General features: G+C 58.1%; 14 protein-coding genes. 4 read left to right on the forward strand and 10 right to left on the reverse strand.

Annotation, left to right across the window (positions count from 1 at the left end; all coding sequences use genetic code 11):
- Positions 1–30 precede the first annotated feature (30 nt).
- The 3 genes from D0Z60_RS11170 to D0Z60_RS11180 form a co-directional block, all read right to left on the reverse strand.
- Complete coding sequence (locus tag D0Z60_RS11170) at positions 31–588, reverse strand: hypothetical protein (protein ID WP_118858306.1); 558 nt, start codon at positions 586–588, stop codon at positions 31–33.
- 17 nt (positions 589–605) lie between these two features.
- Positions 606–914: a DUF3768 domain-containing protein gene (locus D0Z60_RS11175; protein ID WP_240325631.1), complete on the reverse strand. Its 309-nt coding sequence runs from the start codon at positions 912–914 to the stop codon at positions 606–608.
- Between the two features lie 89 nt (positions 915–1,003).
- Complete coding sequence (locus D0Z60_RS11180; RefSeq protein WP_118858308.1) at positions 1,004–1,585, reverse strand: tyrosine-type recombinase/integrase; 582 nt, start codon at positions 1,583–1,585, stop codon at positions 1,004–1,006.
- Positions 1,586–1,877: 292 nt separating this feature from the next.
- Between D0Z60_RS11180 and D0Z60_RS11185 the strand changes: the two genes are divergently transcribed.
- A complete protein-coding gene (locus D0Z60_RS11185; protein ID WP_118858309.1) occupies positions 1,878–2,183 on the forward strand; it encodes a HigA family addiction module antitoxin in 306 nt (101 codons plus the stop codon).
- A 171-nt stretch (positions 2,184–2,354) separates the two neighbouring features.
- Here D0Z60_RS11185 and D0Z60_RS11980 read toward each other — a convergent pair whose 3' ends face one another.
- Entirely contained in the window at positions 2,355–2,504 is a 150-nt protein-coding gene (locus tag D0Z60_RS11980; protein ID WP_240325632.1) for an excalibur calcium-binding domain-containing protein, read from the reverse strand.
- Between the two features lie 387 nt (positions 2,505–2,891).
- Here D0Z60_RS11980 and D0Z60_RS11195 point away from each other — a divergent pair, with 387 nt between their 5' ends.
- Entirely contained in the window at positions 2,892–3,230 is a 339-nt protein-coding gene (locus tag D0Z60_RS11195) for a hypothetical protein (RefSeq protein WP_162888216.1), read from the forward strand.
- 249 nt (positions 3,231–3,479) lie between these two features.
- Here the strand turns inward: D0Z60_RS11195 and D0Z60_RS11200 are convergent, their stop codons facing one another.
- The 5 genes from D0Z60_RS11200 to D0Z60_RS11215 all read right to left on the reverse strand — a co-directional run bounded on the left by D0Z60_RS11200 (position 3,480) and on the right by D0Z60_RS11215 (position 10,216).
- On the reverse strand, positions 3,480–4,451 hold the full coding sequence (locus D0Z60_RS11200) for a hypothetical protein (RefSeq protein ID WP_162888217.1): 972 nt from the start codon (positions 4,449–4,451) through the stop codon (positions 3,480–3,482).
- Positions 4,452–4,458: 7 nt separating this feature from the next.
- Positions 4,459–5,145, reverse strand: a complete 687-nt coding sequence (locus tag D0Z60_RS11780) for a hypothetical protein (protein WP_162888218.1) — start codon at positions 5,143–5,145, stop codon at positions 4,459–4,461.
- 168 nt (positions 5,146–5,313) lie between these two features.
- Positions 5,314–7,632 carry an EcoAI/FtnUII family type I restriction enzme subunit R gene (hsdR, locus tag D0Z60_RS11205; protein WP_118858312.1) on the reverse strand — a complete coding sequence of 773 codons (2,319 nt, stop codon included), beginning with the start codon at positions 7,630–7,632 and terminating at the stop codon, positions 5,314–5,316.
- Entirely contained in the window at positions 7,629–8,771 is a 1,143-nt protein-coding gene (locus D0Z60_RS11210) for a restriction endonuclease subunit S (RefSeq protein WP_118858313.1), read from the reverse strand. Before D0Z60_RS11210 ends, hsdR begins: the two co-directional genes overlap by 4 nt.
- Positions 8,768–10,216 carry a class I SAM-dependent DNA methyltransferase gene (locus D0Z60_RS11215; RefSeq protein WP_118858314.1) on the reverse strand — a complete coding sequence of 483 codons (1,449 nt, stop codon included), beginning with the start codon at positions 10,214–10,216 and terminating at the stop codon, positions 8,768–8,770. Before D0Z60_RS11215 ends, D0Z60_RS11210 begins: the two co-directional genes overlap by 4 nt.
- Positions 10,217–10,656: 440 nt before the next feature.
- Between D0Z60_RS11215 and D0Z60_RS11220 the strand changes: the two genes are divergently transcribed.
- A complete protein-coding gene (locus D0Z60_RS11220) occupies positions 10,657–11,358 on the forward strand; it encodes a hypothetical protein (RefSeq protein WP_162888219.1) in 702 nt (233 codons plus the stop codon).
- A gap of 133 nt (positions 11,359–11,491) precedes the next feature.
- Positions 11,492–11,953, forward strand: a complete 462-nt coding sequence (locus tag D0Z60_RS11225; protein WP_118858316.1) for a hypothetical protein — start codon at positions 11,492–11,494, stop codon at positions 11,951–11,953.
- 101 nt (positions 11,954–12,054) lie between these two features.
- Here the strand turns inward: D0Z60_RS11225 and D0Z60_RS11230 are convergent, their stop codons facing one another.
- The gene (locus D0Z60_RS11230; protein WP_118858317.1) at positions 12,055–12,216 is read right to left on the reverse strand and encodes a ribbon-helix-helix protein, CopG family; all 162 of its coding nucleotides are present in this window, start codon (positions 12,214–12,216) and stop codon (positions 12,055–12,057) included.
- Positions 12,217–12,243: the final 27 nt, after the last annotated feature.

The raw sequence follows: 12,243 nt of genomic DNA on the forward strand, positions 1-12,243 counted from the left end.
CTAAAGTCGACGCGCTTGGGCACTAGCCAATCACCAGTTTTCAGTCAGCGTGAACGTGCAGTCGGCCAACAGCCAATGGCTTCGGCGACTGTGCTCACCCAACCCCACATTGTCAGCTTTGACCCAGCTCAAGCGGCTGCTGTCGAACAGCATAAGCCGCTGCTCAGTGAAGCCGCAGAAAACCGAATAATGATCCAGCGTACCGCCAAACATTGCCAGCACTGGGCGCCCGCGACGCACCGCCTTCTTGATTTGCTGGATTGCTCGTTTGCGGTCTTTCGCTGCCGATCGCAGCAGCGTTTGCGAGGGCTCGAGCTGCACGCCATGCATCATGTTGAAATGCGTGATGAGCTCGTCGCGGAGCGCTGTCCACACGTTATAGCCCATCCCAATACCAAGCACGCGCTGCAGTTGTCGGCGGCGGGACAAGTATCGGACCGCGTGTGTGTATAATTGCTGCAGTTCGGCCTTCGTCAGGCGCTGCGGGTAGATGGCGAGTTGGATAGCATTTAGCACCGAGTAGAGCCCGCACATCCTGGATAGCTCACCCTGTTGAAGCGGTTCGAGCTCACTGACGCCAGCAAGCATGTACCTGGGCCGCACGGCTAGTATTCCGAAGCCAGCATGATGGTCAGGACACGCGTGGTCAGGGCCGGGTCAGTTGGATCGGGCGACCCGTATTCTAGCCCGACATCATAATAGTCGATCTTCCACAGGACGCGGTGCAGACCCCACGAACATGTCCCAAAATCATGTTCACCATGGGGGTCATTGTCGGAAGTAAAGTTGCTGAAGGTTCGGACGGCTTGCATGATGCCAGCAATGCCGTCGGCGCCAAGCGCAGCGACGCCGCTTGTAAGCATAACTCGGCCACCCAACAGGGTGCTGCGGAATGCATCGTTGAGTTCGCGCACTCTCGTTTCATAGGCGTGCGTTTCCTGCGCGCCAGGGTCTGAGTGGACCCCCATCGCTATTCTCCTTGTGTTTGTGGATTACGGGCAGTTTAGAGGAGGCGGATCAGCTTTCGCTGGGCGTCTCTATTGCCTTGGATGTACCGCTCAGTGGTCGTCAGCGACCGGTGCCCCGCGAGTTCCTGGATGTCCCGAAGGGACCCGCCGGTTTGGGCAAGGAGCCGCGCGGAGTCGGTTATGAAAGTTCGTCGTCCAGAGTGAGACGAGCAGCCGATCATCCCGAGCTCACGGTAAGCTTGAGCAAACCAATTGACGACGCTGCCAGCGCTAAGGCGCGCGCCGCGCTCCGACCTGATGACGTTTCCACTACGGGGTCGACGCTCGAGTCGATGCAGCGCTTTCAACGCGCGTTTTAGATCCGCGTGCATGGGGATCGCTCTTCCCGATCCCCCTTTCGCAATATCATTACCAACGACCACTTGAGACGATAAACTGTGGTCGCTGCCGAGGATCATGGGCCAACTAAGACCGGCGATTTCGCAGGCTCTCATTCCGGCTTTGAAGCTCAGCAAAACCATAACTCGATTTCGTTCAGGATAGCGCTGGCCGGTGACGTGCTTCAGCAATAGGCGCACGTCAGCTGGCCCCAGCACTTTGGCGGGGAGCCGTCGCATTGCATATCTCTCGTTTTTGGGTGGGTGGCAGTGTCAGCCAAAAGCTGACTTTGCCCACTCCATCATAGCAGCACCCATGACTGGTGTCAAACTTGTTCCATATCCGAAACAAATTAAAGGGCTAGCAGCTGGCAGCCCCCCAACGTCTCGCGCGCTGGTAATTCACACTGGAGGGCCAGGACCGCGATGCTCGGCGGAGGGTCATCGGAGGGCGTCAGCCCACGGCTGACGGGCAGTCAGCCAACGCTTGACGCTCTGATCGCTCAAATTGAGAAAATTGGATCGGATACGCATGTCTGAAGACGAATTGCCAATACTACCGGACCATCCAGGCACAGTGCTGAGGAGGCGGCTAGCACCGTTCCACCGATCAACTGCAGCGATCGCGCGAATGCTCGGCCTCTCGCGTCAAACCCTGCATGAAATCATGGCAGGGAAGCAGGCGATAACACCGGGCGTGGCGCTAAGGATTGCCAAACTGACGGGTACAAGTGCCGAAATGTGGTTAAATCTGCAGCAGGCGCACGATTTAGCGATTGCGCGGTTCAAGTCTCGTGAATTGCTAACCAAGGTCCCTTCACTCGAGGAGCGCTGGTAAAAAAAGCTTTTCTGGGTTCAGAGTAGCTTTTTGGGATAGAAATCCAGCCAATCAGTGCGTGTTTGAGTAGTTTGCGAGAGCCGAGGCGACTTAATCCCTAATAAGCAAGTCCGGCCCCCTTCTCGTTGTCGGGATGCTCCCGGACGATGCTTGGAGAGTGCTCTAGTAGCCTCAGTATGGCTCACAAGCGATGCCATCGCTGTCGCCATCGAGCTTGTCCCGGTACCCTGGCTCACCGCGGTGAATTGGGGGTAACTCCAGCCGCTCGGGCTGCAGCGCAATTGGGGTAATAAGCGCTTCGTTCAACAGCCGCGACCGCATCGGGCGGTGTTGAGACGACAGTCCACGCCGACGTCAGCTGTGGAGCCGCATTCCATGCGGCGATCGCGGCGAGCGCAGAAGCGATCAGAAGCTGACGACCGAATCCGGTGTGTCGCTGACGCTTGGCAATTGGCGGTCTGCCGCCGTTAAAGCTGCGAAAGTGACGCGGCTTACCTGTTCGCTGGCCGTCCATTGCGAGAGTTTGCCAGCTTTTGCTTTCTCGCCGGTTAAGTCTCCGCGAACTGCTGAACTCAACAAGCTGATCCAGGACCGTTTGAATGGGGAGATGGCGGTGGAGCCGGATTTTGGCCCGAACTCCGCATGGAATCGAACTTGTAAATGCTCGGCGCCGTCAAAAAGGCTGATGGCGAATAAAGGAGCATAGAAATGACAGCCAAGAAAACCGGTCGCACCACGGCCAAGCGCAAACTTCCCCCGGATCCCGATGGAACGTTCAAAAGGGCCGCTGCAAGGGGGAAGAAGGTAATTGCCTTGTATGACGATCTGAATGGGGAAGTCGAACGAGACGGCCTAGTAAAATGCCTCATCTTCGACCTGATCTGCCTGAGCCAACGGGATCCAGAGCTAGGGGACGTCGATGAGGAATATGCGACTGCCCGTCATACTTACGTGAAGTTCGTAAAGGAGAATGAGTGGATCGTCGGGACGCCGGACTATGACTCGAGAACCGGCAAGGGGATCCCGCCACCGTATCAGTCAAAGTAATCTTAGGAACGCGCCCGCGGCTAACGTTGCACGTGAGCTCATATCGTTTTCACCGTTCGGCCTCAGTCGCGTGCTAGCAGGCCGAACGGTGAATTACGTCTTTACGCGATGTCAGAATAGGCGTCGTCGGTTCGGCATCTCGCAAATTGCCAAAGTCGAGGATCCCTACTCAGATCGACCCAGGACAAAAACACGGAAATGTCACGAGTGAAGATCCAGCAGGATCGCTCCTTTTTGGCCTGCCGATGATTACAGCAACCGGCCTGACCGCCGTTTTTGCTCGCGGTAAGCTTGCACTCGGCCCCGCAGTTGAATGACCCAGCCTGGCCGATGCTCGATCCGGTCGTACCTGTCACGATCACCAGCGAGCAGTTCGATCCGACTCTTTTGGCTGAGTGCCTCCCATCCCTCGTACATAATGTAGATCGCGTTGCCGTACCGCGCGTTCTCAAACACCACGAAATCGTCTCCAAACTTGGCTCCAAAGTAGCGCAGAAAGCCATCTGTGCCGGTAATGTAGGCCTCCGGTTTGAGCCCGTGCATCACTGCGATACGCTCCTTCATCACGGCCTCCTGCTGCGGCGTCACCGGTCGTTTGCCGCGAAGCATCGCGGCGACCACCTCGTCAACCGTGCCGGGTGGCAGCAGCTGCCAGTCTACCTTGACGCTCAGCGCGTAGTCAGCGAGCGAAGTGGCACTCTCAAACACGTCGGCTGCGCCGACATTCTCCTGAAGAAGATTCAAATTATACAGCAGTTCCTGTTCGAAATTCTGCGTGCGCCGGCTGAGCACTTGGTCGATGGCAAACTTGATCAGAAATCCTTCGCCACGCCGCTCGACTAAAGCGATCGACAGGTTGACCTGCTTCGGCGGGTAGACCTCGCGAATGTACACCTCGCGATCATGGGAAACATAGTGATAGCTGCCCGATCCCCACGAGGGCGCCCAAAAACCATAGGTTTTCGTAATCTTTGGGAGATCCTTGCGGACCTTCTCCATCCCAAACAGGTTCGCGTTAGAGTAGCGGCCAGCAGAAGGGTTGGGCGGCTGCGGCTCGGGTATGCCAAGGTTACCGTCGTGCATCGAAAGGCCCAGATGCGCGTATCGGCATAAATCTGCGGGCAGCAGCAGTTTGACCGTGGCGGCAACGACATCGTCCTGGTCAAAAGTAGCCAGTCGCTGAAGAATGCTTCCGGGAACTTTAAGGAGGTTTTTTGGCATGGGGAAATTAGGCCTGCGCAGCTACAAACGTATCTGCAGCTGATAACACAGCGGATATGAGGTGGGATAATTCCCGTTGATGTTTTGGTACCAGCGCCGAGTCCAACGGCAAGCCATTTAACTTCCACTCGACCGGGGGCGCGTCATTAGAGCCAATCCCAACGTACATGCGACGGCCTGGCGCGGCACGATGTGTGAGCACATTCCTCATGTCCCGCCAGCGTTGATACGCAGCGTCGCTAAAAAGGTTGGCGAACACGCCCAAAATAGGATCACCGGGGAACGCTCGCTTGAACGCCTCATTGGTATGCGATGGCGAGACGCGTTGCTCTTCCTTCGGAGTTGTGAGCGGAAAAGCGAACGTATCGATGAACGATCCCACCGCAAACAGACCGTAGAAGAGGGCCTCAAATGCGGCGAACCCATTGCTGAAAAAGTTGAACAGCGCTTCTTCCTGCTGATAGCGTTGATGCGGCGCTGGGTGCGCTCCGAAGTCTTTTAAAGATTTCTGAAATTTGGCCCCGGCATCAATTGAACCGTGAAATCGATAGGCCAGCGCATTCCAGGCGCCAGAGTACTGGTAATACGAGGCGGTCCCAGACCACTTTGCAGCCACCTTCGCATGAACCGCCTCGTACGGATCGAACGGAAAGTCGTGGTGGGGTGTGAGCCCGTTGGGTGTGAGGGCCGGCATCCTGCCACCATATCGCCGTAGGTGGATATGTGAAGCAGACGGCGGGCACGCCGTCTATCGTTGATCGGCAACAGCCGGGTATGGTTTCCGGGATCCGGATTTAACGTTGGAAACACGGAGCGGTGATCCACTCATGACAAATGTACAGTTTTGTCATGAGTCCCGTCCTCAATCGCTTGCATAAAGCTGTTGCTGAAAGCCTCGAAAGGTCTGACGCACTTTCTCTGCGTTCCCCAACACGCGGAGGGCGTCGGCGGGGGTGCCGTACTTCAGAGCAAGAAGCTCAGGCAGTTTGTCTGAACCCAGCTCGTCTTCACCGGCCGCTACGTATTGCGATAGCACGAAGTCGAGGAATTCAGCTTGGTTCGGATCGTGCCGCGCTAGAATATCCGAACGCCGGGCCTGCGCGCGCTCGACACGCTTTAGCGGCGCTCTCAAGAAGGCGATGTACCGCAACACGTCGAAGAGATCGCTTGCATCGGCGTCGACCATGCGCCGAATTTGCGATAGTTGTTCCCCGCCAAAGCCGCGCTCAGTCAGTCCGTCTACCAACGCTTTGCGAGTGTCGGGATCACTCCAGATCCGGCGCAGCTCCTCTTCGTCCTTGAACAGCTCCGGAAGCTTGCCAAAGAGCTGTTCCACGAATTGCTGTGCCGAGATCGGCCTACCGCTCGCATCCCAGAAGGTGGTGCCACTGATGTGCTGGAAGGTTCGTTCCTTGCCATCGGCAAGTTTGATGACAAGCTTTTCGCGCGGCGTTTCAAGCGGGTCGATCAGAGTACGTTCTGGTGGCGCCTCGCTTTTCAGCCTCGGCTCTCTCGGCGGTTCCGGCCCCAGCGGTTCGCCGTCCCACTCAGGATCGTTGAAGTGCTCATAGGCCTTCACGAAATCGAGGACCGTGAAATAGTCCTTGCCGTCGAACAGCCGCGTGCCCCTGCCGATAATCTGCTTGAACTCGATCATCGATTTGATCGGGCGTAGCAGCACGATGTTGCGGACGTTGCGGGCATCGACGCCGGTCGAAAGCTTGTGGCTCGTCGTCAGGATCGTCGGAATCGTTTTGTCGTTGTCCTGGAACTGGCGCAGCCACTGCTCGCCAATGGCGCCATCGTTCGCGGTCACGCGCACGCAGTAATTTGGATTGGTACTGGTTTTCGCCTGGTTGATCAGGTCGCGGATCACCCCTGCGTGCTCCTGTGATGCGCAAAAGACCAAAGTCTTCTCGCGCTGGTCGATCATGTCCATGAAGACGTTGACGCGATAAGCTTCGCGCTCCGGGATTTCGATCGTCCTGTTGAAGTCGCTCTCGGTGTAGCGCTTGCCTTCCTCGACCTCGCCCGCCACGATCTGGTCGTCCGGTGTCCAGACATAATCGTCGATCGTCGACGCGATCTGCCGAACCTTGAATGGCGTAAGATACCCGTCGTTGATCCCCTGCTTCAGCGAATAGGTGTAAACCGGCTCGCCGAAATAAGCGTAGGTGTCGGCATTGGTCTTGCGCTTCGGCGTCGCCGTCAGGCCGATCTGCACGGCGGGCGCGAAATATTCGAGGATGGCGCGCCATTCGCTTTCGTCGTTCGCGCCGCCGCGATGGCATTCGTCGATGATGATGCAGTCGAAGAAGTCGGGCGGGTAATCGCCGAAGTAGGGTGCCGGTTCGCCGTTTTCGTGCGTGCCCGACATGAAGGTCTGGAAGATGGTGAAGAAGACGCTCGCGTTCTTCGGGACCTTTCCTTTCTTGCGAATCTCGCCGGGCCTCATGCGGGCACGGGCGTTGTCGCCGAAGGCGTCGAAGCTGTTGTAGGCCTGGTCGGCCAGGATGTTGCGGTCGGCGAGGAACAGGATGCGCGGGCGGCGCGTCGGCTCGCCGGCGGCTTTCCAGTCGCCGATGTTCCAGCGGGCCTCAAACAGCTTCCAAGCGATGTGAAAGGCGATCACCGTCTTGCCGGTGCCGGTGGCTAGCGTCAGCAGGATGCGGTCGCGACCGTCGGCGATGGCGTCGAGCGTCCGCTGAATCGCGTTGTACTGATAGTATCGCGGCTCGAACCGCATGTCTGTCTGTAGCGGCACGGCGGCGAAGCGGTCGCGCCAGCGGTTGGGCTCGGCATAGATCGCTGCCCATAGCTCGTCCGGTGTCGGCCATCGATCGACGAGCCCTTCCGTGCCGGCGTGCATATCGATGCGGTAGATCTTCTTGCCGTTGGTCGCGAAGGCGAAGCGCGTCTGCAGGCAGGCGGCATAGTCCTTCGCCTGCGCCACCCCCTCGGTGTAGCTCTTGCCCCCGGCCTTGGCCTCGACCGCCGCCAGCTTGGTGTTGCGATAGACCAGCACGTAGTCGGCCGCCTTGGCGCTTGCCCGCCTCCCGCCGCCCATGATCCGGCCCGGCGCGATCACCTCGCGCCGCGTCCGGCTGTCCGTCACCACGCCCCAGCCGGCGGCATGGAGCGCGGGATCGATCAGCTCGGCGCGGGTCTCAGCTTCGTTCATGCGGCGAGGGGTTCTCGCTCCGTCAGCTCGCCAGAAAAGGCACGGTGAAGAAGGGATTGCTTGAGCTCGCTCAGGCTAGCAAGCTTGCGCAAATACACGTCGGCCAAAGCTTTAGAGCTGAACTGAACAGCGTTGTATTTCTCGAGCAGCGCGCCTTGTGCCTCGAGACTTGGCACGGGGATCATCAGTTCTCGCACCTCCCTGCATGTCAGGTGCGGCACTGTTGAGCCGGACCGAATGCGGGTCGTCGCGTCGCGGCCTTGTATTGAGTTGAAGTATGCCGAGAGATATTCCCCGAGTAGCCCTGGCTTCGTTGTGATTACAATCATCGCGTGACAATTGTGGCCGGCGTGCTCGGGCGGAACAACAGCTGAATGCCCGATGTGGCCGCTCTGGACGAGCAGCACGTCGCCACTGGCCAAAATGGACTTCTTGTTAGCGGCGTTAAATTCAGGTGAGATGTGAGTCCGGCCGTCGAACGTGAGTACATCGTCTCGCACATGGCGTGCGAGCAGATACGGGATGCCCTCGTCCACATAGATGTTGCGAGTGGGTCCAACATAACCGTTCGTCAGCCGCGTCACGAGATCGCCGAGGCGGTGAAGTTCAGCGTTGGCTCCAGCAAGATCGAACTGAGTGAGCGCTGCTGAAGGTAGTTCTCGCGCGTTGGCGAGGTTCTTTTCGGCGTTGGCGGTTGCGGTGGCGATGGCGGTGAAGGCCGCGTCCAGCAGCCTCACAATCCATCGCTGCTCTTCGAGAGGTGGGACTGGAACAGGGATATCGTAAGCCTCGTTCCGATTGACGCCGGGCTTAATACCTTTCGCGAGTTTTCGGAGATCGATCCAGTCGAGTAGGTAGTACAGGAATTTCAGATGATGCCGGCCTCGATCGAAGTCCACGAAATAGGTGACGTCCAGGGGCCAGAACGGTCCAGAACTTAGCTGAATTTCACCGGCCGAACCCTTGCGCCCTACGATAATTGTCGGCTCCTCGCGGAATGCAGAGTTGGTCCAATCCTTGATTCCGTTCGCTCCATAGACTGGCACGGTGCCGTCGGACGCTCGAAGGTTGGGCGGCAATGGCTTTCCGTATTCTAGCACGAGGACATCGCCGAGCCGTCTAGTGGGCCACCTGCTCAAAGCAATTCCTTCACTCGTGCAAGCGCCTCAGCGCTCTCCGTATCCAGACGTGCAATCTCTTCGAGGATTTCCTCCGGGCTGCGCAACGCTTCGGCGTCGGGCGCATTGGGATTGCGCACCGTGAGGTCGAAGGTCGCCGGATCCAGGCTGTCCGCCGACACGCGCCAGCTATTCAACCCCTCAGCAAAACTCGCCTGCTTGGCCACGAAATCCGCCATGTCGGCATCGTTCAGCGGGTTGGTCTTGCCCAGCGTCCGGCCGGGATCGAGCCGGTAATACCAGATGCTCCGCGTCGGCTCGCCCTTCTCGAAGAACAGCACCACAGTCTTCACGCCCGCGCCCTGGAAGGTGCCTTGCGGCATGTCGAGCACGGTGTGCAGGTTGCAGCTTTCGAGCAGCTCCTTGCGCAGTGCGATGCTGGCGTTGTCGGTGTTGGAGAGGAAGGTGTTTTTGATCACCACCGCGCCGCTGCCGCCCGCGCGCAACGAGCGGATGAAGTGCTGCAGGAACAGGTAGGCCGTCTCGGCGGTCTTTATCGGGAAGTTCTGCTGGATTTCGGGCCGCTCCTTGCCGCCGAACGGCGGGTTGGCGAGCACCACGTCGAACCGGTCCTTCTCCTGGATGTCGAGGACGTTCTCATTGAGCGTGTTGGCGTGAATGATGTTCGGCGCGTCGATCCCGTGCAGGATCATGTTCATCGTGCCGATCACGTAAGCGAGCGACTTCTTCTCCTTGCCGGTGAAGGCCTGCGTCTGCAGCCATTCCATGTCGCGCGTCGTCTTGGCCTGCGGCTTCAGGTAATCGAACGCTTCGCACAGGAAGCCCGCGGAGCCGCAGGCGCCGTCATAGATGCGGTCGTTCAGCGTCGGCTTCACCACCTGGATCATCGCCCGGATCAGCGGGCGCGGCGTGTAATATTCGCCGCCGTTGCGCCCGGCGTTGCCCATCTTGCGGATTTTCGCTTCGTACAGCTCCGATAGCTCGTGCTTCTCGGCCTGGCTGCCGAAGCGGAGCTGGTCCACCAGGTCGAGCGCGTCGCGCAGCGAATAGCCGCTGGTGAACTTGTTCTTCAGCTCGGCAAAAATCTCGCCGATCTTGTATTCGATCGTATTCGGCTCGCTCCTTCCTTGGAAGGCCTGCAGATACGGGAAGAGCTCGCGATTGACGTAGTCGATCAGGTCGGGACCGGTCAGCACGCGGTTGTGGTCAAGCTTACCTTCGGCATTCCTGGGCGCTGCCCAGCGGACCCAGCGATGCGCCGCATCGAGGATAGGCGTATACGCGCGGCCCGCCAGCTCGGCTTCGATCGCGCGGCTTCCTTCGAGGTCATCGAGATACTTAAGGAAGAGAAGCCAGCTCGTCTGCTCTACATAGTCGAGTTCGGTCGTGCAGCCCGCTTCCTTCCAAAGCACGTCATCGATGTTGCGAAATGTCTGCTCAAACACGCGGCCACGCCTCCCCGGAGGAGCCTAGCCAGCGAAGCGCCATCCTCCAAGGCCGCGGAAGGGGAAAGTCAGCTTAACTCAGGACATTTTCGCACTTTTGTCCTGAGTGACTGATTTTGGTGATTGTCTTCAAAGCCCCCATCGCGTCTTGCTCACGGTCCAAGCCGATCGGACTCATGGCATTTCACGCTTTTTATGATGAGTTCCACGTTCGCTAATCTGCTTTGGTGGAAAGCAGAAAGAGGCGTATGTCAAAACAGCTGTGGACTTCAGGGCGTTACTGCTCGTCGGCGGAGCGGGAATAGGTGGGCAGCGGATATTAAGGCTTGGGTTCTCATTCTGTAGGATCGCGGATATCGGATTGGGCTGGTCGGCTAGACCACCGCAGATCGAATGACTGGTCGTGGCGCGAACAGGAGAAGCGCATGCGGATAAGGACATTGCTGAGCGCGATTGCTTTCGCCACGCTGACTGCATGTGGCGTTCCGAATGCAAACGAGAACAGTTCTTCAGAGGTGGCTATCCGACGAGAAACGCCTCGACAGGCAGCAAAACCGAATGAGCCCTACGCTTTACAGTTAGCCGCGAGCCCAGTTGGTGCCGACAAAGTAGAGTTTAATATCACGACAAATGCACCTCTGCCGGTTGAAGTAATGGCGGACGTAACGCTCGCGGGCCTGCGGGACGACGAGACTTGGATCGGCGCCCAAGAGAGGATTACCCTGAGCCAGCCAACCACAGTCTTTGTGCTCGATGCGACGCAAAACGGTAAGATGCTGCCGGCAGGCAACTACCTTGCTGAGGTGAGCTATCATAAACGCTGGGGTGCGGACAAAAATCCTGCGGCACGGGAAGTGCCTGATTTGAACGCCAATCAAGTGATTAAACTTGGGGGTTCAGGCGAGACAGCCTCGCACGCAAGGAACACAGCGGCGCTTCAGCGCTGGGTCATGGGAGAAATGGACTACGGTCGTCGTTGGAGCGATGGTGATCTCCGAGCGAAGCTCGGGAACTTTGAACGGTACGAGAGCCCCAACGCGGTCAACAGCGTAATCTACTATTTCCCGGACGCAGACCTATCGCTCTTCGTCGATCCTCGGCGCGGCAAGGTGTTCACGTTCAAATTGGGCAGAGTAAGCTGACACTAGCACTCATGGCTTTCTCACTACAACACTCGGTCTTCGAACGCGGAATCCTTAGTGCCAAAAAGCACGTCAACGTTGCGTCAGCAATGGCCTGAGCTAAGTTCAGAACGCGAAGCGGGGATCTGCTGGAATGAACGTCTCTCTTGAACCCGATGACATCGAGCCGTGGGATGCGGACGAGCGCCTCGATCACGCCTATGGCCATTACCACATCGGTCGGGAGGACGAGACTCGCGACGAGTTAGCACTGTTCTTTGACACCCGTTGGTTACCCGAACCCGATTTCCTGGAGGTCCGTTTATGGTCGATCGTGAACCAGAATGATGGTCGCTTCATTGCGTTCAGCAAGTACGCTTCCGATGCACACTCAGACAATCCGGTGGGAGAGCTTTTGCGGGCAAACATCCGTCCAGCCCGGACCCCGCTCTTGCCTGAAGATGTTTTGACAGTCGCTGTTGTGGAGCTCGAGAGAAGCGCCGTCGAGGCTGTCGATACTGCGCTCCAGGCGTACAGTGCCTATGTGGGCTTCGGAGACATCAGCTGGCCCAACTACCTCCGGTCGACTATCACAAGGCAAATGCGATACTGCTAAGGTGCCGCACGCTGGGCGTCGTACCAGGTAATAGCGCCGCCTTAGATCCCAGCCAGATAGGAGTGGCAAGCGTCCTGAGGCTTGGGCAAACCTCGCGAGCGTCACTTACGATTTCGCGGGCCCACAATCCGCATGTTGCGGGCATGTAATGCCTCCCGTAGGAGGATCTCGATCATCATGTTCATTGACTCCTCCTCGCGAGCCGCAGCGCGCTTGACGGTCGCCATGACGTCCTCATCAATTCGCAGCGGAAAGTTGGACATATTAAGTTCTTTCATTCGAACTAGCGC

The sequence above is a fragment of the Sphingomonas mesophila genome (assembly GCF_003499275.1).
GTDB lineage: Bacteria > Pseudomonadota > Alphaproteobacteria > Sphingomonadales > Sphingomonadaceae > Sphingomicrobium > Sphingomicrobium mesophilum.

Bases quoted from the DNA above. Each gene is read 5' to 3' on its own strand.
- D0Z60_RS11170 (WP_118858306.1), bottom strand. From the start codon at position 588: ATGCTTGCTGGCGTCAGTGAGCTCGAACCGCTTCAACAGGGTGAGCTA.
- D0Z60_RS11180 (WP_118858308.1), bottom strand. From the start codon at position 1,585: ATGCGACGGCTCCCCGCCAAAGTGCTGGGGCCAGCTGACGTGCGCCTA.
- D0Z60_RS11185 (WP_118858309.1), top strand. From the start codon at position 1,878: ATGTCTGAAGACGAATTGCCAATACTACCGGACCATCCAGGCACAGTG.
- D0Z60_RS11980 (WP_240325632.1), bottom strand. From the start codon at position 2,504: ATGCGGTCGCGGCTGTTGAACGAAGCGCTTATTACCCCAATTGCGCTG.
- D0Z60_RS11195 (WP_162888216.1), top strand. From the start codon at position 2,892: ATGACAGCCAAGAAAACCGGTCGCACCACGGCCAAGCGCAAACTTCCC.
- D0Z60_RS11200 (WP_162888217.1), bottom strand. From the start codon at position 4,451: ATGCCAAAAAACCTCCTTAAAGTTCCCGGAAGCATTCTTCAGCGACTG.
- D0Z60_RS11780 (WP_162888218.1), bottom strand. From the start codon at position 5,145: ATGCCGGCCCTCACACCCAACGGGCTCACACCCCACCACGACTTTCCG.
- hsdR (WP_118858312.1), bottom strand. From the start codon at position 7,632: ATGAACGAAGCTGAGACCCGCGCCGAGCTGATCGATCCCGCGCTCCAT.
- D0Z60_RS11225 (WP_118858316.1), top strand. From the start codon at position 11,492: ATGAACGTCTCTCTTGAACCCGATGACATCGAGCCGTGGGATGCGGAC.
- D0Z60_RS11230 (WP_118858317.1), bottom strand. From the start codon at position 12,216: ATGTCCAACTTTCCGCTGCGAATTGATGAGGACGTCATGGCGACCGTC.